Source organism: Ideonella dechloratans, assembly GCF_021049305.1.
Taxonomy (GTDB): Bacteria; Pseudomonadota; Gammaproteobacteria; order Burkholderiales; family Burkholderiaceae_C; genus Ideonella; species Ideonella dechloratans.
Genome location: NZ_CP088082.1, coordinates 504,482 through 526,830, shown reverse-complemented (window position 1 = coordinate 526,830; position 22,349 = coordinate 504,482). Strand labels below are relative to the sequence as shown.

General features: G+C 71.1%; 24 protein-coding genes and 2 riboswitches. Of the genes, 16 read left to right on the top strand and 8 right to left on the bottom strand.

All coding sequences use genetic code 11. The features are described from left to right. Positions 1–5: 5 nt before the first annotated feature. From LRM40_RS20395 to LRM40_RS20370, 6 genes are all read right to left on the bottom strand, one after another. Complete coding sequence (locus LRM40_RS20395) at positions 6–1,124, bottom strand: cobalt-precorrin-5B (C(1))-methyltransferase (protein WP_151123344.1); 1,119 nt, start codon at positions 1,122–1,124, stop codon at positions 6–8. After that, entirely contained in the window at positions 1,121–1,804 is a 684-nt protein-coding gene (locus LRM40_RS20390; RefSeq protein ID WP_151123343.1) for a precorrin-8X methylmutase, read from the bottom strand. Before LRM40_RS20390 ends, LRM40_RS20395 begins: the two co-directional genes overlap by 4 nt. Next, positions 1,801–2,724 carry a sirohydrochlorin chelatase gene (locus LRM40_RS20385; protein WP_211372955.1) on the bottom strand — a complete coding sequence of 308 codons (924 nt, stop codon included), beginning with the start codon at positions 2,722–2,724 and terminating at the stop codon, positions 1,801–1,803. Before LRM40_RS20385 ends, LRM40_RS20390 begins: the two co-directional genes overlap by 4 nt. Next, positions 2,721–3,530: a precorrin-4 C(11)-methyltransferase gene (gene cobM, locus LRM40_RS20380; protein WP_151123342.1), complete on the bottom strand. Its 810-nt coding sequence runs from the start codon at positions 3,528–3,530 to the stop codon at positions 2,721–2,723. The genes LRM40_RS20385 and cobM overlap by 4 nt, the downstream gene beginning before the upstream one ends. 2 nt (positions 3,531–3,532) lie before the next feature. Continuing rightward, positions 3,533–4,165 (bottom strand): energy-coupling factor ABC transporter permease, encoded by a 633-nt coding sequence (locus tag LRM40_RS20375; RefSeq protein WP_151123341.1) that lies wholly within the window; start codon positions 4,163–4,165, stop codon positions 3,533–3,535. A gap of 173 nt (positions 4,166–4,338) precedes the next feature. Continuing rightward, positions 4,339–4,607, bottom strand: a riboswitch (cobalamin riboswitch). Positions 4,608–4,626: 19 nt separating this feature from the next. Then, entirely contained in the window at positions 4,627–5,880 is a 1,254-nt protein-coding gene (locus tag LRM40_RS20370) for an MFS transporter (protein ID WP_151123340.1), read from the bottom strand. 224 nt (positions 5,881–6,104) lie between these two features. Between LRM40_RS20370 and LRM40_RS20365 the strand changes: the two genes are divergently transcribed. Beyond that, complete coding sequence (locus LRM40_RS20365) at positions 6,105–6,359, top strand: DUF2789 family protein (RefSeq protein WP_151123339.1); 255 nt, start codon at positions 6,105–6,107, stop codon at positions 6,357–6,359. 60 nt (positions 6,360–6,419) lie between these two features. Beyond that, positions 6,420–6,575: riboswitch (FMN riboswitch) on the top strand. A gap of 80 nt (positions 6,576–6,655) precedes the next feature. Further along, positions 6,656–7,147: a 6,7-dimethyl-8-ribityllumazine synthase gene (locus LRM40_RS20360; protein WP_151123338.1), complete on the top strand. Its 492-nt coding sequence runs from the start codon at positions 6,656–6,658 to the stop codon at positions 7,145–7,147. 37 nt (positions 7,148–7,184) lie between these two features. Here LRM40_RS20360 and LRM40_RS20355 read toward each other — a convergent pair whose 3' ends face one another. Further along, the gene (locus LRM40_RS20355; RefSeq protein ID WP_151123337.1) at positions 7,185–7,802 is read right to left on the bottom strand and encodes a TetR/AcrR family transcriptional regulator; all 618 of its coding nucleotides are present in this window, start codon (positions 7,800–7,802) and stop codon (positions 7,185–7,187) included. A 3-nt stretch (positions 7,803–7,805) separates the two neighbouring features. Continuing rightward, a complete protein-coding gene (locus LRM40_RS20350) occupies positions 7,806–8,258 on the bottom strand; it encodes a MaoC family dehydratase (protein WP_151123336.1) in 453 nt (150 codons plus the stop codon). Between the two features lie 321 nt (positions 8,259–8,579). On the opposite strand from LRM40_RS20350, the gene LRM40_RS20345 reads away from it, so the two are divergent. From LRM40_RS20345 to LRM40_RS20280, 14 genes are all read left to right on the top strand, one after another. Further along, complete coding sequence (locus tag LRM40_RS20345) at positions 8,580–9,701, top strand: BMP family ABC transporter substrate-binding protein (protein ID WP_151123335.1); 1,122 nt, start codon at positions 8,580–8,582, stop codon at positions 9,699–9,701. A gap of 36 nt (positions 9,702–9,737) precedes the next feature. Continuing rightward, positions 9,738–10,868 (top strand): ABC transporter permease, encoded by a 1,131-nt coding sequence (locus LRM40_RS20340; RefSeq protein ID WP_151123334.1) that lies wholly within the window; start codon positions 9,738–9,740, stop codon positions 10,866–10,868. Then, positions 10,865–11,785, top strand: coding sequence for an ABC transporter permease (locus LRM40_RS20335; RefSeq protein WP_022982762.1), 921 nt, complete (start codon positions 10,865–10,867; stop codon positions 11,783–11,785). Before LRM40_RS20340 ends, LRM40_RS20335 begins: the two co-directional genes overlap by 4 nt. A gap of 27 nt (positions 11,786–11,812) precedes the next feature. Further along, positions 11,813–12,496: a biuret amidohydrolase gene (gene biuH, locus LRM40_RS20330; protein WP_151123333.1), complete on the top strand. Its 684-nt coding sequence runs from the start codon at positions 11,813–11,815 to the stop codon at positions 12,494–12,496. A 24-nt stretch (positions 12,497–12,520) separates the two neighbouring features. Then, complete coding sequence (locus LRM40_RS20325; RefSeq protein ID WP_151123332.1) at positions 12,521–14,131, top strand: ABC transporter ATP-binding protein; 1,611 nt, start codon at positions 12,521–12,523, stop codon at positions 14,129–14,131. After that, entirely contained in the window at positions 14,128–14,805 is a 678-nt protein-coding gene (locus LRM40_RS20320; RefSeq protein ID WP_151123331.1) for a cysteine hydrolase family protein, read from the top strand. The genes LRM40_RS20325 and LRM40_RS20320 overlap by 4 nt, the downstream gene beginning before the upstream one ends. Continuing rightward, positions 14,802–16,601 (top strand): allophanate hydrolase, encoded by a 1,800-nt coding sequence (gene atzF, locus LRM40_RS20315; RefSeq protein WP_151123330.1) that lies wholly within the window; start codon positions 14,802–14,804, stop codon positions 16,599–16,601. Before LRM40_RS20320 ends, atzF begins: the two co-directional genes overlap by 4 nt. A gap of 18 nt (positions 16,602–16,619) precedes the next feature. Beyond that, positions 16,620–17,021 (top strand): oxalurate catabolism protein HpxZ, encoded by a 402-nt coding sequence (gene hpxZ, locus LRM40_RS20310; protein WP_151123329.1) that lies wholly within the window; start codon positions 16,620–16,622, stop codon positions 17,019–17,021. 32 nt (positions 17,022–17,053) lie between these two features. Next, positions 17,054–17,782, top strand: coding sequence for a GntR family transcriptional regulator (locus LRM40_RS20305; RefSeq protein ID WP_151123328.1), 729 nt, complete (start codon positions 17,054–17,056; stop codon positions 17,780–17,782). A 171-nt stretch (positions 17,783–17,953) separates the two neighbouring features. Then, positions 17,954–19,864 carry a putative bifunctional diguanylate cyclase/phosphodiesterase gene (locus LRM40_RS20300; RefSeq protein ID WP_151123327.1) on the top strand — a complete coding sequence of 637 codons (1,911 nt, stop codon included), beginning with the start codon at positions 17,954–17,956 and terminating at the stop codon, positions 19,862–19,864. A 33-nt stretch (positions 19,865–19,897) separates the two neighbouring features. Beyond that, the gene (locus tag LRM40_RS20295) at positions 19,898–20,323 is read left to right on the top strand and encodes an acyl-CoA thioesterase (protein ID WP_151123326.1); all 426 of its coding nucleotides are present in this window, start codon (positions 19,898–19,900) and stop codon (positions 20,321–20,323) included. Between the two features lie 97 nt (positions 20,324–20,420). Beyond that, complete coding sequence (locus LRM40_RS20290; RefSeq protein ID WP_151123325.1) at positions 20,421–21,512, top strand: mechanosensitive ion channel family protein; 1,092 nt, start codon at positions 20,421–20,423, stop codon at positions 21,510–21,512. Between the two features lie 150 nt (positions 21,513–21,662). Then, on the top strand, positions 21,663–21,827 hold the full coding sequence (locus LRM40_RS20285) for a DUF1328 domain-containing protein (protein WP_151123324.1): 165 nt from the start codon (positions 21,663–21,665) through the stop codon (positions 21,825–21,827). A 36-nt stretch (positions 21,828–21,863) separates the two neighbouring features. Then, a complete protein-coding gene (locus LRM40_RS20280; RefSeq protein WP_170288817.1) occupies positions 21,864–22,349 on the top strand; it encodes a BON domain-containing protein in 486 nt (161 codons plus the stop codon).

The following is a 22,349-nucleotide window of genomic DNA, read 5'->3' as shown; positions in this document are numbered from 1 at the left end:
GCATCTCAGCAACAGGGGGCAGAAGCGGCTTCGGCCAGCTTCCGGCCCTCGAAATCACAGACCAGCACCTGCAGGCGAAAGCGCCCGCCGTAGCGCGCCGGGTCGCTCAGGGTGGCCACCACGGCCTGGGCCAGGCGGGTGTGGAAGGCGTCGACCCGACCCAGCGCCGCCATGCGCTCGGCGGCGAAGCGGGCGGTCTCGGCAGCGGCGATGGCCGCGCATTCGTCGGGCGGCGCGCCCACCTCGGCCGCCAGCCGGGCCAGCAGCGCGGTGTCCACCTCGGCCCGGTTGGCGTGGGTGATGGTCTCGCCCTGGGCGATCTTGGTGAGCTTGCCCACCATGCCGGCGATGACCACCTCGCGCAGGCCGCGGGCCACCGCCTCGTCCAGCGCGTAGCGCAGAAAGTCGCCCATCTGCACGAAGCAGGTGGCGGGCAACTGCGGGCGCTCGGCCATCGCGAACTTCTCGGTGCGCCCGCCGGTGGTGAGCACCACCACGCCGTGCGGCAAGGTGGCCGCCAGCTGCACGCCCTGCACCACGCTGGCCCGCCAGGCCGAGGTGCTGTAGGGCTTGACGATGCCGGTGGTGCCCAGGATGGAGATGCCGCCCAGGATGCCCAGCCGCGCGTTGTGGGTCTTCTTGGCCATCTCCTCGCCTTGCGGCACGGAGACGGTGACTTCCAGCCCGTCGCGCGCCAGCAGCTCGGCGGCGACCTCGCGCAGGTTGTCCTCGATGTTGCGGCGGGGCACCGGGTTGATGGCGGGGCCGCCCACCTCAAGTCCCAGGCCCGCCATGGTCACCGTGCCCACGCCCACGCCACCGCGCAGCGTCACCACACCGGCCAGGCCCGGCAGGCGGCGCAGGTCCACAGTGAGGTGGGCGCCGTCGGTGCAGTCGGGGTCGTCGCCCGCGAACTTGACCACCATGGCGTGGGCGCTCTGCCCGTCCGCATGTCCGTCCTGCACGGCAAAGACCACCCGCTGGCCGTTGGGCAGCAGGCTCTCCACCGTGGCCGGCACCGCGCCCGTCACCAGGCCCAGCGCCGCCGCCCGCGCGGCCGCAGCCGAGCAGGCGCCGGTGGTGAAGCCGGTGCGCTCGCCGCGCCGGACGGTCTTCTCCATCATGCCGGGGCGCGCTCCGCGGCTTCGGCCAGGGCCAGCAGCGCATGCAGGGCCGCCACCACCAGGGTGGAGCCGCCCTTGCGGCCGCGGATGACGATCCAGGGCACCTCGGCCTGTGCGGCCATCAGGTCCTTGGACTCGGCCGCCGAGACAAAGCCCACCGGCATGCCGATCACCAGGGCCGGTCGCACCCCCTCCTCGCGGATCAGGCGCACCAGCTCGATCAGCGCGGTGGGCGCGTTGCCGATGCCGACGATGGCGCCCTGCAGCAGGCCCAGGCGATGGGCCTTGCGCATGGCCTGCACGGCGCGGGTGCTGTCCTCGGCCTGGGCCGCGGCGATCACATCGGCGTCGCTGATGAACTGATGCGTGGCCATGCCGAAGTGCGCCAGGCGCGGCGCCGACAGGCCCGAGCAGATCATCTCCACATCGGCCACCACCGGCGTGCCACCGCGCCGGATGGCGGCGATGCCGGCGGCCACCGCGTCGGGGTGGAAGTCGGTCAGGCCGTTGAACTCGAAATCGGCATTGGCGTGGATCATCCGCCGCACGATGGGCCACTGCTCGGCGCGGTAGCGGTGCGGGCCGGCCTCGGCATCGATGATGGCGAAGCTGTCGTGCTCGATGGCCTGGCCGGCGCGGGTCAGCTGCTCCGTGACCCTGTTGGCCTGGGGGACGCTCATGCCATCACCACCGGTGCGTGGTCGTGGGAGTGGGAGTGGGCGTGAGCCTGACCATGCGTGTGTTCATGGCTGTGCCCATGCCCCAGGTCGTGGGCGATCTCGCGGAAGCGGCAGCCGTCGCAGCTCAGCGCGCTGTCCTGGCGGCCGGCCACCAGGTCGGTCACGCGCTGTTCCAGCAGGGCGAAGATCTCCGGCTCGAAGCCGAAGTGCGTGCCCAGGGCGAAGCGGATCTGCGGGTACTGCGCGCGCAGATGCTCGACCTGGCGGCCGATGCGCTGCATCAGCGTGCCGGTGTAGAGGTAGTAGGGCAGCACCACGATCTGCGTCATGCCGATGCGGGCCTGGCGCTGCACCACCCGTTCCAGGCGCGGAAAGGTGATGCCGGTGAAGGCCAGGTCGACCAGCTCGTGGTCGCCGGCCTCCTGCAGCCAGCGGGCCATCTTGGCCATGTCGCCGTTGGCGCCGCGGTCCGAGGAACCGCGGCCCAGCAGCACCACACCGGTGGTGGTGGGGTCGGGCATGTCCAGCGCGGCCATGGCACGGCGCAGCTGGCGCTTCAGGATGTCCAGGATGGGATCGCAGGCCGTCAGGTGCGGGCCATAGAGGAACTCGACCTGCGGGCAGTCGGCCCGGGCATGCTCGATGGCCTCGGGGATCTCCATCTTCACGTGGCCGGCGGCGTTCAGGATGAGCGGCAGCACCAGCACACGGCGCGCGCCCTGGGCGGCGGCCCGCAGGCCATCGTGCAGCGACGGGGACGCGAACTCGATGAAGCCCACCTCGATGCGCCAGCCGGGCTGGCGCGAGCGCCACTGGGCCACAAAGTCGCGGATCTCCTGGTTGCCGGATTCCTCGCGCGAGCCGTGGCCAACGATCAGGATGGTGGTATCGCGCAGGGCCGTGTTCAGGTCGGTGTTCATGCGCTGGCCTTTCGGAAGCGGTGGGTGAAAGCGGGGTCGTAGAGCTTGGAGCGGGTCAGCTCGGGCCAGTGGCGCGCGCCCAGCGTGGGGCTGGCGATGACCATGGCCTGGCTGACGATGCCGGCATCGCGGCACTGCTGCTTGATGGTGGCCAGGGTGCCGCGCACGATCTGCTCCTCGCCCGGCCAACTGGCCTTGTGCACGACGAGCATGGGCGCGTCTTCCGGCCAGCCGGCCGCGCGCAGGCCGGCCTCGACCCGGTGCAGCAGGGTGATGGACAGGAAGATGCACAGCGTGCTGCGGTGCGCGGCCAGGGCCGCCAGGTCCTCGCCCGCGGGCATGGGCGTGCGCCCTTCCACGCGGGTGAAGATGGTGGTCTGCGTCACCTCGGGCAGGGTGAAGCTTTCCACCGCGGCCGCCGCCGAGGCCATGGCCGAGGACACACCGGGCACCACCTGCAGCGGCACGCCCGCGGCGTCCAGCGGCTGCACCAGCTCGATCAGCGCGCCGTAGAGCGCCGGGTCACCGGTCTGCAGGCGCACCACGGTCTCGCAGCGCCCGGCCTGCTCGATCAGCCAGGCGGCCATCTGCTCGAGCGTCATGTCCTTGCTGTCGGCGACGACGCAGCCCGGCGGGGCCCAGCGGGTGGCCGCCACGTTCACCAGCGAGCCGGCGAACAGGATGGCGCCCGCGCGGGCGATCAGGTCCCGGCCCTTGACGGTGAGCAGCTCGGGGTCCCCCGGGCCGGCACCGACGAACCAGACCGTGCCGCAGCCTGCCGGCGCGGCGCTGTCGTGCGCGGCCATGCTCAGGCCTGGCTCAGGCGTTCGTCAAAGCACAGGCGCAGCCAGGCCGGCGGGTTCAGGCGCTGCAGACCGGTCAGCACGGTCAGCGTGAACATGGGCTCCAGCACCACCAGGCTCAGGTAGCTGCTGGCAAACCACAGCCAGTCAGAGAACGGCGTGGCGACCTGGGCCATCGACAGCCAGAAGCCCACCATCAGCGTGACGCCGGCGTAGTAGACCGCGTCCAGCCGCAGCACCCGGGCCACGGTGAGCGCCTGCGGACGGCGGCCCAGCGTGGCGTGCAGCACCATCAGCGGCACCATCAGCGACAGCGAGTTGACCCCCAGGTGCAGCAGGTCCTGCGGCTCGAACAACAGGCCCTGCAGCAGCAGGCCGGCGGCAAAGCCGAACAGCGTGGGCAGGTAGCCCAGGGTCAGGTAGATGGGCATGGCGCCCACGAAATGCAGCTCCGACGGCCCCACCTTCAGGTGGAACATCTGCATGAACAGGGTGAAAAACACGGTGGCCAACAAGGTGCGCAGCCACAGCACCGGGCGGCGCAGCAGCGCGGGCGCGTGGCTGGCCAGCACGGCGGCGGCCACACCGTTGGCGGCCAGGATCTTGGTCTGGGCCAGCAGGCCGGGTTCGATGTGCATGGGTCTCTCTTTCCTGCGCCCCCACCGGGCGCGACGTTGACGGCGACATCAGCCCGTCAAGGCGGAAAGAGGGATGGACGGCCGGCACGAAGGCGACACCCGGCCAGGTGAAGGCACATGAGGCCCACAGGGCCCGACCGGCGGCACGCACACCCCACCACCCACCGTGGCGGACTGTTCCTGTGCGACAGGCCGGTCTCCGGGCTCACGAGGGACCGGGTGCGAAAACACCCGGCCCGGACCCGATCACCTTCCCATGTCCCGCAGGACACAGTGGCGGGACCGGCATCTGAAGACGCCGGCCGATCGGGCCACGGACTCGCTTACCGTTGCGGGGGCAGCGCCGGCCTTGCAACTCGCCAAAGCGAGCCACGCACCGGCTTCCCGTTTCACTCCTGCCGCATGAACAGCCGGCAGAAGCACCTGAAGCAAGAGGCAGTGTAGCAGCGCGTTCGGCGCCTTCAGCCTGTCAGCGCAGTGCCAGACGCCTGGGCCGCGCGGCGCGCATCCTGCCGGGCCCACCAGAACACGCCGAAGCCGCCCAGCGACAGCAGCGTGCCCACCCAGCCGGTGGACGGGTAGCCCAGGCCGGCGTCGATGGCCAAGCCGCCCAGCCAGGCGCCCAGCGCATTGGCCAGGTTGAAGGCCGAGTGGTTGAGCGCCGCGGCCAGGGCCTGGGCATCGCCGGCCACGTCCATCAGGCGGATCTGCAGCGCTGGGCCGATGGCCACCGCACTGCCCACCAGCACCACGGTCAGCGCCGCCGCCACCGGATGGTGGCAGGTCAGCACGTAGAGCAGCTGGATGGCGGCGGACCAGATCAACAGCCCGCCGATGGTGGGCATCAGGGCCTTGTCGGCCAGGCGCGAACCGATCAGGTTGCCGCCCACCATGCCCACGCCGAACAGCGAGAGCACCACCGGCATCCAGCCCAGGGGCATGCCCGCCACCTGCAGCAGGGTGGGCTTGACGTAGCTGAAGACCGAGAACATGCCGCCGAAGCCGATGGCCGCGATGCCCAGCGTGAGCCAGACCTGCTTGCGCCCCAGGGCGCCCAGTTCGCGCAACGGACTGGCCCCGGGCGGCGGCGCCAGGTTGGGCACCCAGGCGCGGATCATGCCCACCGACAGCAGCGCGACCGCCGCGACGAAGACGAAGGCCGCCCGCCAGCCCAGCCACTGGCCCAGGGCCGAGGCCACCGGCACGCCCAGCAACGTGCCGCTGGTCAGCCCCAGCATGACCAGGCCCACGGCGCGGGCCCGCTGGTGGGGCTCGCTCAATGCCGCGGCCACCAGCGCAGCGATGCCGAAGTAGCTGCCGTGCGGCAGGCCGGCGCACAGGCGCAGCAGGTTGAGCGACAGATAGCCCGGCGCCAGCGCGCTGGCCAGGTTGCCCAGGCCGAAGATCAGCATCAGCACCATCAGCAGGGTGCGGCGGTGCCAGCCGGCGGTCAGCACCGCCAGCAGCGGCGCGCCCACCACCACGCCCAGGGCGTAGGCGCTGATCACATGGCCGGCCTGCGGGATGGAGACCGCCAGATCGCGCGCCACCTCGGGCAGCAGGCCCATGATGACGAACTCGCCGGTGCCGATGGCGAAGCCCCCGGCGGCCAGGGCCAGCACGGTGCGCAGGAACAGGCGGTCGTCGGCGGCGCCATGGGCCGCGTGGTCGGCCAGGGCCGGGGTGGGGCCTTCGGCCGCAGGAGGAAGTGACATATCGAAGATCAGGAGCAGCCGCCATGCCAGGGCGTGAGGCCGCCGGCATGCACGGCAGGTGGGCACGGTGCAGGCCCGCAGCCTAGCAGCCAGCACAAGTCCTTGGGGGTCAGACGGCTTCGCTGCTGCGGCAGCCCCCTGCCGCGGCATCCCGGTGGTTTGTCCCAGGCCAGCTCGCCGCCCCGGCTTCCTAGACTGGGCAAGCCGCCCGAAGGAGACCTGCCATGCAGCCATCCGCCCACCATGATCTGCCGGCGCTGTTCTGCCAGCTGGGTCTGCCCAGCGAGGACGGCGCCATCGAGCGCTTCATCGACGCCCACCGGCCGCTGTCCCTGCAGCTGCGCCTGTGCGAGGCCCCGTTCTGGAGCCCCCAGCAGGCCCAGGCGCTGGAAACCATGATGGACGCCTCCGGCGAGTGGACCGAGGTGGTGGACGACCTGAACGTCCGCCTGCGCTACCGGGCCTGCGACCTGTTCTGACCCTGCGTCCCCGGAGGCTGTCCTCGCCTGCCTAGAATGGCTGGGCCGGTCTTGTGCCGGCAGCGTTCTCAGGGCGGGGTGGAATTCCCCACCGGCGGTATCCGTGCCTGTCACGGGAGCCCGCGAGCGCCCCGTGGCTCACCATGGCCGCGGGGGTCAGCAGACCTGGTGAGAGGCCAGGGCCGACGGTCACAGTCCGGATGAAAGAGACCGCATGTGTTCGCCACCGCGCTGTTCAGGCGCCGGTGGCGCTGCTGCGTTCGCCCTGATTCTGGCCACTCTCCATGAGGATCACCATGAATCAGCCCCTCAGCTCCCCCCTCGCGCCCGCCACGGGCGACACCCCGCGCCGCATCGCCGTCGTCAGCGCCAGCTGGCACCGCGACATCGTGCAGAACGCCGTCGAAGGCTTCCGCGCCGAATGCGAGCGGCAGCGGCCCGGCCAATGCCAGTTCGAACAGCTCGAAGTGCCCGGCGCCTTCGAGATCCCGCTGCACCTGCAGCGCCTGGCCCGCAGCGGCCGCTACGACGCCCTGGTGGCCTGCGGCCTGGTGGTCAACGGTGGCATCTACCGCCACGAGTTCGTCGCCAGCGCGGTGATCGACGCGCTGATGCGCATCCAGCTCGACACCGGCGTGCCGGTGTTCTCGGTGGTGCTGACCCCGCGTGACTTCCACTCGCACGAAGAGCACCAGAGCTTCTTCCGCACCCACTTCATCACCAAGGGGCAGGAAGCGGCCCAGGCCTGCCTGGCCACGCTGGACAGCCTGGCGCAGCTGCCGGCTTGAGGGCCTGGCGCCTGAAAGCCCGCCGATCGCGTTCGCCTCAGGCGGACGGGTCCGTGGGGCGGTCGGTCGGGGGCAGCGCCCCCAGCACCGCGGCCTGCAGGTCGCGGATCCAGGCGGCATCCCCCACCGAACGCGCCAGCAGGCCCGTGCCGACCATGGCGGCAAAGAGCAGATCCACCTCCGCGTTCGTCAGGGCCTGCCCCGGTGACGGCGCCGGGGTCTTGCGGGCCGCCGCGCGGAAGCGTTCCAGCAGGGTCTGCGCGCCCTCCCGGTAGGTGGCCATGGCCGGCGCCTGCGGGGCCTGCCCGTCATTGCAGCCCGCGAAGGCCAGCATCGGGCAGCTCCACTCGGCAGGACGAGGCCGGAAGTAAAAACGCACCAGCGCCGCCAGCGCGCTGTCCGGCCCCGAGCGCTCCCGCTGAGCCACCTGGTCCCAGACACCCAGCGCCTGCTGGAAGGCCAGCGCGAACGCCTCGTCGATCAGCGCCTCCTTGCTGGCGAAGTGCTTGTAGAAGCCGCCAGGCGTGAGCCCGGCGGCCGACATGATGTCGGCGATGGAGACGCCCTCCACCCCGTGCTGACGGAACAGCCGGCTGGCCGTCTCGACGATGTGCTGGCGGTTGAGCGCCGCCTGCACCTTGGAGACCCGTCCCATCGCTCAGCCCGGGCGGCGCATCACGACCATCTGGGTCACCAGGCGCTGGCAGGTCTCGTCGCGCTGGTTCAGGGTCAGGGTTTCGACGGTCACCATGCCGCGGTCCGGCTTGGAGCGCGAGGGGCGGATCTCCAGCACCCGGCAGACCACGCGCAGCAAGTCCCCCGGCCGGGTGGGCCGGGGCCATTCCACCGAGCCGCCGGCACCGATCAGGCCGCCGCCCAGCGGCATGCTCTGCACCAGCAGCTTCATCGTGACGGCCGCGGTGTGCCAACCGCTGGCGGCCAACCCCTGGAAGAAGGTCTGGCGGGCCGCCTCGCCGTCGGTGTGGAAGGGCTGCGGGTCGAACTGCCGGGCGAAGTCGACGATCTGCGCCTCGTCGAGCGCGTGTTCGCCGCTGCGAAATGTATCGCCCACGGACAGGTCTTCAAGATAGACAGCGGCGGTCAGGGCCATGAGGTCTCCAGAAACGATGCGCGGCCAGCGCATGAAGGGAAGCGGACCCAGCATAGCAAATAGATTTCAAATGACATCTATTTCCCGCCCCGGAATGTGGGCACACCCTTGGTGCGACGCGACCCGCCCGGGGTCACACCGCCGCCGGAGGGGCACCGGAAGAGCGCACGTCCCCCGTGCCAGCGCATGAATCTCCGGCCACGCGCCCCCCAAAACCTGGCCCGTCGCTTGCTTGTATACCAGTTAGAACCCCAGAAAGAACACCAATCCCTGGTGGGCTGGCAGGTTCCCCCATCAGACCTTTTCGACTGGAGCAACGCGATGTCCGAAGAAATGCAGTGGAAGCGGCGTGACTGGATCAAGCAGGTGGGCGCCCTGGGCGCAGCCGCCGGTGCCGGGGGCTGGGCCTCGTGGGCGCAGGCTGCCGCCCCGCTCACCGTGGGCTTCATCTATGTGGGCGCCAAGGACGACTACGGCTACAACCAGGCCCATGCCGAAGCCGCCGCCGTGGTCAAGACCTGGCCGGGCATCAAGGTGGTGGAAGAAGAAAACGTGCCCGAGACCACCGCGGTGCAAAAGACCATGCAGGGCATGATCGTGCAGGACGGCGCCAAGCTGCTGTTCCCCACCTCCTTCGGCTACTTCGACCCGCATGTGCTGGCCATGGCCGCCAAGTTCCCGGACATCCGCTTCGCCCACTGCGGCGGCCTGTGGACCGAGGGCAAGCACCCGAAGAACGTGGGCAGCTTCTTCGGCTATATCGACGAGGCCCAGTACCTCAACGGCGTCATCGCCGGCCACATGAGCAAGAGCAAGAAACTCGGCTTCGTGGCGGCCAAGCCCATCCCGCAGGTGCTGCGCAACATCAACGCCTTCACGCTGGGCGCGCAGTCGGTTCACCCGGACATCACCTGCTCGGTGATCTTCACCGGCGACTGGTCCATGCCCGTCAAGGAGGCCGAGGCCACCAACAGCCTGGCCGACCAGGGCGTGGACGTGTTCACCATGCACGTCGATGGCCCCAAGGTGATCGTCGAGACCGCGGCCAAGCGCGGCAAGTTCGTCTGCGGCTACCACGCCTCGCAGGCCAAGCTGGCACCGCAGGCCTACCTGACCGGGGCCGAGTGGAACTGGGTCACACCCTACAAGCAGATCGTCGAGGCCGCCAAGAACGGCCAGCCGCACCCGAACTTCGTGCGCGGCGGCCTGAAGGAAGGCTTCGTCAAGTCCTCGCCCTATGGCGGCATGGTGCCGGAGGCCGCCCGCAAGCAGGCCGAAGGCATCCGCGCCGCGATGATGAAGGGCACCTTCGACATCTTCAAGGGCGAGCTCAAGGACAACACCGGCAAGGTCGTGATCCCCAAGGGCACGGTGCACAAGCAGACCGACGTGGCCCTGGAAGGCATGAACTACCTGGTGGCCGGCGTCATCGGCAAGGTCTGAGGCCCCGTCCCCCCTGAAGACGCCACGGAGAACGCCATGCCCGCTGCTGCCCCCCGGCCCTGGCACGTCGCCGCCGAGAACCTGCTCCTGCCCGTGCTGGCCCTGGCCGGTGCGCTGCTGCTGTTCGGCGGCTTCGTCTGGCTGGGCGGCACCAGCCCGGTCGAGACCTGGCAGCTGCTCTACGAGGGCGCCTTCGGCTCGGCCTTCTCCTGGCAGAACACCCTGCTGCGCGCCGCACCGCTGATGCTCACCGCCCTGGCCGTGGCCCTGCCGGCCCAGGCCGGGCTGACGGTGATCGGCGGCGAGGGCGCGCTGGCCCTGGGGGCCCTGGGCTGCGCCAGCCTGCCCTATCTTTTCACCCCGCCCGCCAACGGCCTGGGCATCGCGCTGGTGCTGGCCGCGGGCGCGGCGGCGGGGGCCGCCTGGGTGGCGCTGGCCGGCGCGCTGCGCCAGTACCGAGGCGTCAACGAGACCATCTCCAGCCTGCTGTTGGGCTACATCGCCATCGCGGTCTTCAAGCACCTGGTCGAAGGCCCGCTGCGGGACCCGGCCAGCCTGAACAAGCCCTCCACCCCGCCGCTGGCCGAGGCCCTGCGCATCGGCCCCATCATGGGCGAGGCCGCCTTCGACAGCTGGCTGGGCGATGTGCACTGGGGCCTGGTCATCGGCATGGTGCTGTGCTTGCTGGCCGGCCTGTGGCTGAGCTTCACCACCCACGGCTTTGCGGTGCGCGTGGTGGGGGGCAACGCCAAGGCCGCCCGCCTGGTCGGCCTGCCCAGCCACCGGCTGATCCTGGTGGCCTGTGCCGCGGGCGGCGCCTGTGCCGGCCTGGCCGGCGCCGTGGAGGTGGCGGCCGTGCAGGGCGCGGCCAATGCCTCGGTGCTCTCCGGCCTAGGCTACACCGGCATCCTCGTGGCCTTCGTGGCCCGACAGAACCCCTGGGCCATCCCGCCGGTGGCCGTGCTCTTCGGCGGCTTCGGCGCCGCCGGCAGCCTGCTGCAGCGCCGGCTGGACCTTCCCGACGCCTCGGTGCTGGTGCTGCAGGGCTTCGCCTTCGTGCTCATCCTGGCGGCCGAGGCGCTGCGCGGCCGCATCGCCGCCGGCCTGGCCAACGCGCTGTCCGTCCCCGCACCCGCCACCCCGGCCCTGAAGGAGACCACGCCATGAACGCCGACGCCTGGACCACCCTGCTGCTGGCCGTGCTGGGCGGCGCCATCCGCGTGGGCACGCCCTTTCTGTTCGTCAGCCTGGGTGAATGCCTGACCGAGAAGTCCGGCCGCATCAACCTGGGCCTGGAAGGCGTGCTGGTGCTCTCGGCCATGGCCGGCTTCGGCGGCGCCTACCTCAGCGGCAACGTCTGGCTGGGCGTGCTGGCGGCCGGTGCCAGCGGCGCGCTGCTGGCCACGCTGCACGGCCTGCTGTGTTCGCTGCCGCGGGTGTCGGACATCGCCACCGGCATTGCGCTGATGCTGCTGGGCACCGGCCTGGCCTTCTACTTCGGCAAGCCGCTCATCCAGCCGCAGGCGCCGCAGATCCCCGCGCTGGCGCTGGGCGCCTGGAGCGCCTCGCCCCAGGTGCAGACGGCCCTGTCCGTCAACGCCCTGTTTCCGCTGGGCGTGCTGCTGGCCGGGCTGATGGCCTGGGGCTTCACCCGCACCCGCTGGGGCCTGGTGGTGCGCATGGCGGGCGACTCCAGCGACGCCGCCCGCGCCCTGGGCTACTCGGTCCACGGCGTTCGCATCGCCGCCACCGCGGCCGGCGGCTTCATCGCCGGCCTGGGCGGGGCCTCGCTCTCGCTCTACTACCCCGGCAGCTGGAACGAAGGCCTGTCCAGCGGCCAGGGCCTGATCGCGGTGGCCCTGGTCATCTTCGCCCGCTGGAGCCCCTGGCGCTGCCTGGGCGCGGCCCTGCTGTTCGGCGGCGCCGGTGCCATCGGGCCGGCCCTGCAGTCGGTGGGCATCACCGCCGGCTACTACCTCTTCAACGCCGTGCCCTACGCGCTGACGCTGCTGATCCTGGTGCTCACCTGCTCGCCCCACCGCTCGCTCAAGGGCGCGCCGGTCGAACTGGCCGTCTCGCGCTGAACCTTCACCCCTTTGTCGGAGCCCGCCATGCCCACCCTTGCCTCCACCCCCTACGCCTGGCCCTACAACGGCGACCTGCGCCCGGCCAACACCGCCCTGGTCATCATCGACATGCAGACCGACTTCTGCGGCGTGGGGGGCTATGTGGACAAGATGGGCTACGACCTTTCGCTCACCCGCGCGCCGATCGAACCGCTCAAGCGCCTGCTGGCCGAGGCCCGCCGCGTGGGCATGCATGTCATCCACACCCGCGAGGGCCACCGGCCGGACCTCTCCGACCTGCCGGCCAACAAGCGCTGGCGCTCGCAGCAGATCGGCGCGGGCATCGGCGACATGGGCCCCTGCGGCCGCATCCTGGTGCGGGGCGAACCCGGCTGGGACATCATCCCCGAGCTCTACCCCATCGCCGGCGAGCCCATCATCGACAAGCCGGGCAAGGGCAGCTTCTGCGCCACCGACCTGGAGCTGATCCTGCGCGTGCGCGGCATCGAGAACCTGATCCTCACCGGCATCACCACCGATGTCTGCGTGCACACCACCATGCGCGAAGCCAACGACCGCGGCTTCGAGTGCGTGATGCTGACCGACTGCACCGGCGCCACCGACCCCGGCAACCATGCCGCCGCCTTCCAGATGATCCAGATGCAGGGCGGGGTGTTCGGCGCGGTGGCCGATTCGGCCGCCGTGCTCGAGGTCCTGCGCACCTTCTGACCCATCCCCGGAAGGGAGGCCCCCATGAACGCCGTCCAGCTCGACACCTACCGCCTGACCAAGCGCTTCGGCAGCTTCACCGCGCTGGGCGATGTCTCGCTCAGCGTGCGCCCCGGCACCGTGCACGCCCTGCTGGGCGAGAACGGCGCGGGCAAAAGCACCCTCGTCAAATGCGTGGTGGGCTACCACCCGCCCGACGAGGGGGCGGTGCTGGTGGGCGGACGCGAGCAGGCCATCGGCTCGCCCACCGTGGCGCGCGACCTGGGCATCGGCATGGTCTACCAGCACTTCACCGTGGTGCCGGGCATGACGGTGGCCGAAAACCTGCTGCTGGCCCGCGGCCGCCTGCCGGCCGTGGTGCCCTGGAAGCGGGTGCGCGCCGAGTTGGATGCTTTCCTGAAGACCACCCCCTTCCGGCTGGACCTGGACGCCACGCCCATGGACCTGTCGGCCGGCGAGAAGCAGAAGCTGGAGATCCTCAAGCAGCTCTTCCTGAAGCCGCGCCTGCTGATCCTGGACGAGCCCACCTCGGTGCTGACGCCGCAGGAGGCCGACGAGGTGCTGGGCGCCCTGCGCGAGCGCGCCCATGCGGGCGACTGCTCGGTGCTGATGATCACCCACAAGTTCCGCGAGGTGAGCGCCTATGCCGACGACGTGAGCGTGCTGCGCCGCGGCCGCCTGGTGCACACCGGCGCGGTGGCCGACACCACGCCCCAGGCCCTGGCCGAGGCCATGGTGGGCGGGGCCCAGGCCGGGGCCGAGGAGGCCCGCGAAGAGCTGGCCAGCAGCCCCGCCGCCGCGCTGGGGCCGCACACGCCCGGCGAGGTGCAGCTGGACATCCGCGGCCTGACCGTGCGCGGTGACCGCGGCGAGCCGGCCGTGCGCGACCTGAGCCTGGCGGTGCGCGCTGGCGAGATCGTCGGCGTGGCCGGGGTCTCGGGCAATGGCCAGCGCGAGCTGATGGAGGCCCTGGTCGGCCAGCGCGCCCGCGAGTCCGGCCAGGTGCAGGTGGCCGGACAGCCCTTTGCCGCCACCCGGGCCGAGAACCAGCGCCTGGGCGTGCGCGCCCTGCCGGAAGAACCGCTGCGCAATGCCTGCGTGGGCGCGCTCAGCGTGGCCGACAACATGGGCCTGCGCAACTTCGACCAGGCGCCCTTCGCCCGCGGCGGCTGGCGCCTGGGTGGCCGCCTGCGCGCCCAGGCCCGGGCCTGGATCGGCGAGTACGGCGTCAAGACACAGGGCGAGCGCGCGCCCATCCGCAGCCTGTCCGGCGGCAATGTGCAGCGCGCCGTGCTGGCCCGCGAACTGGCCGGCGAACCGCGCCTGCTGCTGGTCTCCAACCCGGTTTTCGGCCTGGACTTTGCCGCCGTGGCCGACATCCACGCCCGGCTGCGCGCGGCCCGCGCCCGCGGCTGCGCGGTGCTGCTGGTCAGCGAAGACCTGGACGAGCTGCTGGCCCTGGCCGACCGCATCGTCGTGATGAGCGAGGGCCGGATCGTGCTGGACCTGCCCGCCGATCAGGCCGACCGCCAGGCCCTGGGCGCCCACATGGGGGGCGGCCATGGCGATCACAGCGCCCACATGGGCGGCGGCCACGGCGCCCACCCCACCTCTGCCGCACTGGAGGCCGCATGAAACCGCCCCCCCGCACCCTGGACGCCAACCCCTTCGCCTACCGCTACGAGCTGCCCCACACCGCGCTGGTCATCATCGACATGCAGCGCGACTTTGTGGAACCCGGCGGCTTCGGCGAAAGCCTGGGCAACGACGTGACGAAGCTGCAGTCCATCATCCCCACCTGCCAGGCGGTGCTGTCGGCCTGGCGCCAGGCCGGCGGCCTGGTGGTGCACACCCGCGAAGCGCACGCCCCCGACCTGTCGGACTGCCCGCCGGCCAAGCGCCTGCGCGGCGAGCCCCGGCTGCGCATCGGCGACGACGGGCCCATGGGCCGCATCCTGATCGCCGGCGAACCCGGCAACCAGATCGTGCCGCAGCTGGCCCCGCGGGTGGGCGAGTTCGTGATCGACAAGCCGGGCAAGGGCGCCTTCTACGCCACGCCGCTGCACGCCCTGCTGCAGGGCCGCGGCATCACCCACCTGGTCTTCATGGGCGTGACCACCGAGGTCTGCGTGCAGACCTCGATGCGCGAGGCCAACGACCGCGGCTACGACTGCCTGCTGGTCGAGGACGGCACCGCCAGCTACTTCCCCGAATTCAAGCAGGCCACCCTGGACATGGTCCGCGCCCAGGGTGCCATCGTCGGCTGGACCAGTCCCGCCGCCCCCCTGATCGAAAGCCTCTACGCATGAACACCCCCGTCACCCTGGCCGACTGGCGCGCCGCCTATGCGGCCGGTGCCCGGCCTGCCGCCCTGCTGGGCGCGCTGCTGGCCCGCATGGCGCCCGAGGACCCGGCCTGGATCGCCCGGCTGGACGCGGCCGGCCTGGCCGCCGAGCTGGCCCGGCTGGAGAGCCTGGATCCGGCGCAGGCGCCGCTCTGGGGCATTCCCTTCGCCGTGAAGGACAACATCGACGCCGCAGGCTGGCCCACCACAGCCGCCTGCCCGACCTTCGCCCACACCGCCGAGGCCGACGCCACCGTGGTGGCCCGGCTGCGCGCGGCCGGCGCAGTGCTGGTGGGCAAGACCAACCTCGACCAGTTCGCCACCGGCCTGGTGGGCACCCGCTCGCCCTATGGCGAGGTGCCCAACACCTTCGATGCCGCCTACGTGAGCGGCGGCTCCAGCTCGGGCTCGGCCTCGGTCGTCGCGCGCGGCCTGGTGCCCTTCGCCCTGGGCACCGACACCGCCGGCTCGGGCCGGGTGCCCGCCGGCTTCAACCAGCTCATCGGCCTCAAGCCCACGCCGCACCGCCTGGGCATGCAGGGCGTGGTGCCGGCCTGCCGCACGCTGGATGTGGTCAACGTCTTCGCCCTGACGCTGGGCGACGCGGCCGAAGCCGCCGCGGTCATCGACGGGCCGGACGCCGGCTCGCCTCTGCCCCACCCGGTGCTGCAGCCGGCCTGGCTGCCCCAGCGGCCGCGCATCGGCATCCCCGCCGTGCCCGAGCTGGACGCCGCCCTGGGCTACCCCGCCCCCTGGGCCGCCGCGCTGGCCCGCGCCCGCGCCCTGGGCGCCGAGCTGGTGCCGGTGGACTTCGGCCCGCTCTTCGCGGTGGCCAGCCTGCTCTACGACGGCCCCTGGGTGGCCGAGCGCTACGCCGCCATCCGCGCCCTGATGGACGAACAGCCCGAGGCCCTGGACCCGGTGGTGCGCGAGGTCATCAGCCAGGCCCGCCGCTTCGACGCCGCCCAGGCCTTCGACGCCCGCTACCGGCTCGACGCCCTGGCCCGCGCCGTGGCCCCGATGTGGGACGGACTGGACGCCCTGCTGGTGCCCACCGCCCCTACCCACCCGACACGGGCCCAGGTGGCGGCCGAGCCCATCGCCCGCAACAGCGCGCTGGGCCGCTACACCAACTTCGTCAACCTGCTGGGCTGGTCGGCCCTGGCCCTGCCCAGCGGCTTCACGGCCGCCGGCCTGCCCTTCGGCATCACGCTGATCGGCCCGGGCGGCGCCGATGCGGCCCTGGCCCAGTGGGGCCAGCGCTGGGAAGCCGCCCGCCTGGCCGAGCCCGGGGCCTTCCTGGGTGCCCACCTGCGTCCCCCGCGCGAAGACGACCACGCCCTGCGTCGCCACCCGGCCGCGGCCCCCAGCCTGGTGCTGGCGGTGGTGGGTGCCCATCTGCAAGGCCTGCCGCTGCACGGGCAACTGGTGGAGCGGGGCTGCCGCCTGCTGGCCCGCACCAGCACCGCGCCGGCCTACCGGCTGCATGCCCTGCCGGGCACCGTGCCGCCCAAGCCCGGCCTGGCCCGCGTGACGCCCGACGAAACCGGCCACACCATCGAGGTGGAGGTCTACGAGATGCCGCTGGACCGCGTGGGCTCCTTCCTGGCCCTGATCCCGCCGCCGCTGGGCCTGGGCTCGGTGGAGCTGCTGGACGGCAGCTGGGTCAAGGGCTTCATCTGCGAAGGCGCGGCCCTGGCCGGCGCACCCGACATCAGCGCCCACGGCGGCTGGCGCGCGTATCTGGCCAGCCAGCGCTGACCCGCACCGAGACCGACCATGACCCTGCCGACCGAACAGATCGACCTGCCCGAGGTGCTGCGCGAGGTGGAAGCCGCCTTCCATGCCTACGAGGCCGCGCTGATGGGCAACGATGTCGAGGCCCTCAACGCCTTCTTCTGGGCCGACCCGCGCACCACCCGCTACGGCATCGCCGACCGGCAGTGGGGCCACGCCGAGCTGGTGGCCTACCGCCAGGCCACGCCGGCCCCCAGCTTCACCCGCCGGCTGGAACACCTGCGCATCCACGCCTTCGGGCCCGACCATGCGGTGGCCCAGGTGGAGTTCGTGCGCAGCGACACCGCGCTGCGCGGCTTCCAGACCCAGACCTGGGTGCGGCTGTCCGAGGGCTGGCGCATCGTCAGCGCCCACGTCAGCATGATCCCCTGGCCCGCAGACTGAGCGGCAGACTGCCCCCGTATGATGACCCTCCGATGAAGCCGCGCCTGCCGTTCGCCCCTGCCTCCGCCCTCGGCCCTGCGGCCCCCGCCCCGGCCGATGCGGCCCCCACCCTGGCCGACCAGGCCTACGACCGCATCAAGGGCCTGATCTTCGACTTCAGCCTGATGCCGGGCGACCGCTTCAGCGAGACCGAGCTGGCCGAGCATGTGCAGGTCAGCCGCACCCCCTTGCGCCAGGCCCTGCAGCGGCTGCAGCGCGAGGGCTTTCTGCAGGTCTTTCCCAAGCTGGGCTGGCAGGTGGCGCCGCTGGACTTCGACAAGTTCGACGAGCTCTACGACCTGCGCATCCTGCTCGAATGCCATGCGGTGGGTCGTCTGTGCGAAAGCGTGGACCGGGCCGGCCTGGCGGCCCTGAGCGCCCTGTGGGAGGTGGCGCCCGACCAGCGCCTGGACACCCCGGCCGCAGTGCGCGACCTGGACGAGGCCTTCCACCGCAGCCTGGTCGAAGGCAGCGGCAACCACGAGATGATGCGCGTTCATGCCGAGATCACCGACCGCATCCGCATCATCCGGCGGCTGGACTTCACCAAGCCGCCGCGGGTGGAGGCCACCTACGACGAGCATGGCGCCATCCTGCGCGCCATCACCCGGCGCCGCGCCGCCGAAGCCCAGCGCCTGCTGCGCGCCCACATCGAGCAGAGCAAGCTCGAGGTGCGGCACATCACGCTGGACATGCTCTACCGCGCCCGGCAGATCGGCTGAACCCTGGCTTGCGCGGCGAGAGTGTGCCTGGCTGACCACAGCCCTGTCCTCGATTCGGGGGACCGGCCGCAGGACGCGGCGCAAAACCGCCTGTTTGCAGTAAGTTACGCCTGACAGGTCGCCTGGGCAGCCGTTGGGAGGCTCTGCCGCAGCCGGCATCAGGACGAACAGGTGATTTCGCAGGACACACAAGAAGAAGGTGGCAGCTGGCTGGCGGCCGGAGGGCTGGAAGGCACCCGGTCTCACCGCGCATTCCTGCATCTGTTCTGGGGCGGCAGCTTCGCCCTGTTCCTGATGCTCCAGGGCTATGCCCTGTGGGCGGGCGACAACCCGCCGATGCGCCTGGTCTTCAACGCGGTCTTCCTGGCCTGCGCGCTGGGTGCCCTGGTGCTGCTGCAGCGCGGGCAGATCCGGCAGGTGACCCTGCTGACCGGCTACCTGCCGCCGGCCCTGCTGATGCTGGTGATCTATACCGCGCGCTCGATCTACATCCCCGCGGTGGCCGCGCTGCCACCCATGGTGGTGGTGACGGCCTGGCTGCTGGGGCGGCGGGCCGCGGTGTGGGTCACCGTGGCCGCCGTGCTGGAGGTGATGGGCGTGGGCCTGTACCTGCACCTGGGCGGCCAGCCCCGCATGCCGCCGCCGGAACCCCTGCAGTACGGCATCACCCTGCTGGTCTACCTACTGATCAGCCTCTCGATCGGGCTGCTGTCCGAATCGAGCCACCGCGAACAGATCCGCATCGCGCAGGAGCATGCTTTCGTCGACGGGCTCACCGGCCTGGCCAACCGCCGGCTGTTCCTGGACCGCCTGGGCCAGGCCCTGCAGGACAGCCAGAACCACCAGCGCCATGGCGCGCTGCTGCTCATCGACGTGGACCAGTTCCACCGCTTCGGCGCGGCCTTCGGTGCCCGCCTGGGCAACTCGCTGCTGATGACCGTGGCCGAGCGCCTGCGCCAGCGGGTGGGCCCGGACATGACCCTCGCCCGGCTGGGCGCCGACGTGTTCGGCGTGCTGGTCACCGGCCGTGCCCACGGCGGCGAACTGCTGCTGGAGGTGACCCGGCTGGCCGACCAGATCACCCGTGCGATGGCCCAGCCCATCCAGCTGGAAGGTCAGCTGCAGTCGCACTCCGTCACGGTGGGCATCAGCGCCTTCGACGGCCCCGGCAGCGCGGGCGACCAGTTGCACCAGGCCGAGCAGGCGGTGGCCCAGGGCAAGGCCCAGGGTCGCGGCACCGTGCATTTCTTCGACCCCAGCCTGGCGGAAGCGGCCCAGCAGCGGGCCCGGCTGGAGGCCGACCTGCGGCTGGCCCTGCAGCAGGGCCAGCTGCTGCTGCACTACCAGCCCCAGATCCGCGATGGCCAACCCTCCGGTGCCGAGGCCCTGGTGCGCTGGCAGCACCCCGAGCGGGGCCTGATCCCGCCGGGCGAGTTCATCCCGGTGGCGGAGACCAGCGGCCTGATCCTGCCGCTGGGGCAGTGGGTGCTGGAACAGGCCTGTGCCGTGCTGGCCCAATGGCAGCGGGACCCGCTGCTGCAGGCCATGACCCTGTCAGTCAATGTCAGTGCCCACCAGGTCCAGCAGCCGGGCTTCGTGCTGCACCTCAGGCAGCTGCTCGAGCGCAGCGGCTGCAACCCGCAGCGCCTGAAGCTGGAACTGACCGAAAGCGCCTTCATCGGCGACGAACAGACCGCCATCCGCGCCATGACGGCCCTGCGGGCCCTGGGCATCCGCTTCTCGCTGGACGACTTCGGCACGGGCTACTCCTCGCTCAGCCACCTCAAAAAGCTGCCGCTGGACCAGATCAAAATCGACCAGTCCTTCGTGCGTGACCTGCTGGACGACCCGGACGACGCGGCCATCACCCAGGTCATCACCCAGCTGGCGCGCAACTTCGGCATGGAGGTCATCGCCGAAGGGGTGGAGCTGCCCGAGCAGAAGGCCTTTCTGGAAGGGGTGGGCTGCCACGCCTTCCAGGGCTACCTCTTCGCCCGCCCGGTCAGCCTGTCGGACTTCGAGGCCTTCTGCCATGCGCATCTGGCGGCATCGGCCACCCACGCGCTGAAGCCTCGGGCATGATGTCGGCGCCATTCCTCTCCCGCTCACGCCGCCATGTCCCGCGTCACCATCCAGCTGCCTGAACGCCTGCCCTTTCGCACCGAGCTGCCGCTGCTGATCTCGCAGATCAACCACGCCGGCCACCTGGACAACGCCCAGGTGCTGGTGCTGGTCAGCGAGGCCCGCCAGCGCTTCCTGCGCTGGATGGGCTACCGCTCCGAAACCGACATCGAGGGCCTGGGCATCATCCTGGCCGACAACGCGGTGCAGTACCGCAGCGAATCCTTCTACGGCGAGGTCATGGTCATCGAGATGGCCGCCGACGACTTCAGCCGGCGCGGCTGCGACTTCGTCTGGCGCATGACCGAGAAGCTCTCCGGGCGCGAAGTGGCCCTGGGCAAATCGGGCGTGGTCTTCTTCAATTACGACACGCGCCAGGTGGCCGAGGTGCCGGCGAGCTTCCGCAGCCGCTGGCCCTGAGCCCCCTCGGGCCGGGGCACGCCCCGGAAAATCGGACTGTTCCGACAGACACGCGCGCAGGTGACCGGCAGCATGGGAGGTCAAGGAGACCCCCTGCATGAATGACTGGATCACCCTCTTCACCCGCAATGACATCGAACATCTCGCCGTGGCCCTGGGCGTGTTCGCCGTGGCCTTCCTGCTGCTCACCAGCGTGCGCAGTGTGGTGGTCAACCGCCTGGCGAAGTTCGCCCCGCTGACCGACAACCACTGGGACGACACCCTGCTGGAGGTGGCCCGAGCCACCCGGCGCTTCGCCCTGCTGGCCCTGTCGCTGATGTTCGGGCTGCGGATGCTGGAGGTGCCCGACCGGCTGGACCGGCTGCTGGACAAGGGCATGGTGCTGGTGTTCATCCTGCAGGTGGGCCTGTGGGTGCAGGCCGCCCTGCAGGCCTGGCTGCTGCGGCGCCAGAAGAGCAGCCAGGAGAACAACAACGCCCAGCTGCAGACCAACCTCAGCATGATGCGCTGGGGCATGCAGCTGGTGCTGTGGACCGTGGTGACGCTGATGGTGCTGGACAACCTCGGCTTCAACATCACCACCCTGGTCGCCTCGCTGGGCATCGGCGGCGTGGCCGTGGCCCTGGCGGTGCAGAACATCCTGGGCGACCTGTTCGCCTCGCTCTCCATCTCGCTGGACAAGCCCTTCCTGGTTGGCGACTTCATCGTCGTGGACAACCTCTCGGGCACCGTCAAGCACGTGGGCCTGAAGACCACCCGCATCCAGAGCATCACCGGCGAAGAGGTGGTGGTGGCCAACAACGACCTGCTCAAGAGCCGCATCCGCAACTACAAGCGCATGCAGGAGCGGCGCATCGTCTTCCGCTTCGGCCTGACCTACGACACCCCCACCGAGACCCTGCGCCAGGTGCCCGACAAGGTGAAGGCCATCATCGACGGCCTGGACAACGCCCGCTTCGACCGCGCCCACTTCGCCGCCCTGGGCGAAAGCAGCCTGGACTTCGAGGTCGTCTACTACATGACAGTGGCGGACTACGGCCCCTACATGGACACCCAGCAGCAGATCAACCTGGCCCTGATGGACATGGCCCAGGCGCTGGGCACCGGCTTCGCCTTCCCCACCCGCACCCTGCACCTGGCCCTGCCCGAAGGCCAGAGCCTGGCGCTGGCCCCAGCGGCCGCTGACTGACACGCCGGGCTCGCGCCTTCCTACACGGACACCTCTCCTGGGCCGATGGCCCGGGGCCACCGTGCTGCCTACAGTGAACCCATCGCCGGTCCGGACGGGGCCGCGAACCCATGGAAGACACCGTCTTCTTCCCACAGAGAGGAGTTCACCATGCTGCACTACACCGTCGTCTTTCTCGTGATCGCCCTGATCGCCGCCTTGCTGGGCTTCGGCGGCATCGCCGCCGGCGCGGCAGGCATCGCCAAGATCCTGTTCCTGGTCTTTCTGCTCATGGCGGTCGCGTCCTTCGTGGCCGGCCTGCTGCGCAAGCGCTGAGCCCGGTCTTTCACCCCCCATCGACAGGAGATGAACATGCACAGCCCCCTGAACCGCCCCCCCCTGCGAACCCTGGCCCTGGCCGGCCTGTGTGCCTGGGGCCTGACCCTGGCCGCCTGCTCCCAACGCGAGCAGGAGCACACCGCCGGCGACAAGGTCGATGCGGCCATCGCCCAGGCCGACGCCAAGATCGACGCCGCCCAGGCCCGCGCCTCCCAGGAACTGAACCAGGCGCGTGACGCCAGCGCCGAGGCCGCCGCCGAGGTCGGCGACCGCTTCGAACGCACCGCCAAGAAGATGGCCAACGCGGTGGATGACGCCGCCATCACCACCGCGGTCAACGCCAAGCTGGCCCAGGACCCCAAGCTCAACGTACTGAAGGTCAACGTGGACACCCGCAACGGCCATGTGCTGCTCAAGGGCGAGGCGCCGGATGACCAATCGCGCGCTCGCGCCACCCAGCTGGCCATGCAGGTCGATGGCGTGCGCGGGGTGGAAAACCAGATGGAAGTGCGCGGCTGA

What these genes read in the sequence shown, in the direction of transcription:
- LRM40_RS20395 (WP_151123344.1), bottom strand. Translation starts at nt 1,124, where the DNA reads ATGATGGAGAAGACCGTCCGGCGCGGCGAGCGCACCGGCTTCACCACC.
- LRM40_RS20390 (WP_151123343.1), bottom strand. Translation starts at nt 1,804, where the DNA reads ATGAGCGTCCCCCAGGCCAACAGGGTCACGGAGCAGCTGACCCGCGCC.
- LRM40_RS20385 (WP_211372955.1), bottom strand. Translation starts at nt 2,724, where the DNA reads ATGAACACCGACCTGAACACGGCCCTGCGCGATACCACCATCCTGATC.
- cobM (WP_151123342.1), bottom strand. Translation starts at nt 3,530, where the DNA reads ATGGCCGCGCACGACAGCGCCGCGCCGGCAGGCTGCGGCACGGTCTGG.
- LRM40_RS20375 (WP_151123341.1), bottom strand. Translation starts at nt 4,165, where the DNA reads ATGCACATCGAACCCGGCCTGCTGGCCCAGACCAAGATCCTGGCCGCC.
- LRM40_RS20370 (WP_151123340.1), bottom strand. Translation starts at nt 5,880, where the DNA reads ATGTCACTTCCTCCTGCGGCCGAAGGCCCCACCCCGGCCCTGGCCGAC.
- LRM40_RS20365 (WP_151123339.1), top strand. Translation starts at nt 6,105, where the DNA reads ATGCAGCCATCCGCCCACCATGATCTGCCGGCGCTGTTCTGCCAGCTG.
- LRM40_RS20360 (WP_151123338.1), top strand. Translation starts at nt 6,656, where the DNA reads ATGAATCAGCCCCTCAGCTCCCCCCTCGCGCCCGCCACGGGCGACACC.
- LRM40_RS20355 (WP_151123337.1), bottom strand. Translation starts at nt 7,802, where the DNA reads ATGGGACGGGTCTCCAAGGTGCAGGCGGCGCTCAACCGCCAGCACATC.
- LRM40_RS20350 (WP_151123336.1), bottom strand. Translation starts at nt 8,258, where the DNA reads ATGGCCCTGACCGCCGCTGTCTATCTTGAAGACCTGTCCGTGGGCGAT.
- LRM40_RS20345 (WP_151123335.1), top strand. Translation starts at nt 8,580, where the DNA reads ATGTCCGAAGAAATGCAGTGGAAGCGGCGTGACTGGATCAAGCAGGTG.
- LRM40_RS20340 (WP_151123334.1), top strand. Translation starts at nt 9,738, where the DNA reads ATGCCCGCTGCTGCCCCCCGGCCCTGGCACGTCGCCGCCGAGAACCTG.
- LRM40_RS20335 (WP_022982762.1), top strand. Translation starts at nt 10,865, where the DNA reads ATGAACGCCGACGCCTGGACCACCCTGCTGCTGGCCGTGCTGGGCGGC.
- biuH (WP_151123333.1), top strand. Translation starts at nt 11,813, where the DNA reads ATGCCCACCCTTGCCTCCACCCCCTACGCCTGGCCCTACAACGGCGAC.
- LRM40_RS20325 (WP_151123332.1), top strand. Translation starts at nt 12,521, where the DNA reads ATGAACGCCGTCCAGCTCGACACCTACCGCCTGACCAAGCGCTTCGGC.
- LRM40_RS20320 (WP_151123331.1), top strand. Translation starts at nt 14,128, where the DNA reads ATGAAACCGCCCCCCCGCACCCTGGACGCCAACCCCTTCGCCTACCGC.
- atzF (WP_151123330.1), top strand. Translation starts at nt 14,802, where the DNA reads ATGAACACCCCCGTCACCCTGGCCGACTGGCGCGCCGCCTATGCGGCC.
- hpxZ (WP_151123329.1), top strand. Translation starts at nt 16,620, where the DNA reads ATGACCCTGCCGACCGAACAGATCGACCTGCCCGAGGTGCTGCGCGAG.
- LRM40_RS20305 (WP_151123328.1), top strand. Translation starts at nt 17,054, where the DNA reads ATGAAGCCGCGCCTGCCGTTCGCCCCTGCCTCCGCCCTCGGCCCTGCG.
- LRM40_RS20295 (WP_151123326.1), top strand. Translation starts at nt 19,898, where the DNA reads ATGTCCCGCGTCACCATCCAGCTGCCTGAACGCCTGCCCTTTCGCACC.
- LRM40_RS20290 (WP_151123325.1), top strand. Translation starts at nt 20,421, where the DNA reads ATGAATGACTGGATCACCCTCTTCACCCGCAATGACATCGAACATCTC.
- LRM40_RS20285 (WP_151123324.1), top strand. Translation starts at nt 21,663, where the DNA reads ATGCTGCACTACACCGTCGTCTTTCTCGTGATCGCCCTGATCGCCGCC.
- LRM40_RS20280 (WP_170288817.1), top strand. Translation starts at nt 21,864, where the DNA reads ATGCACAGCCCCCTGAACCGCCCCCCCCTGCGAACCCTGGCCCTGGCC.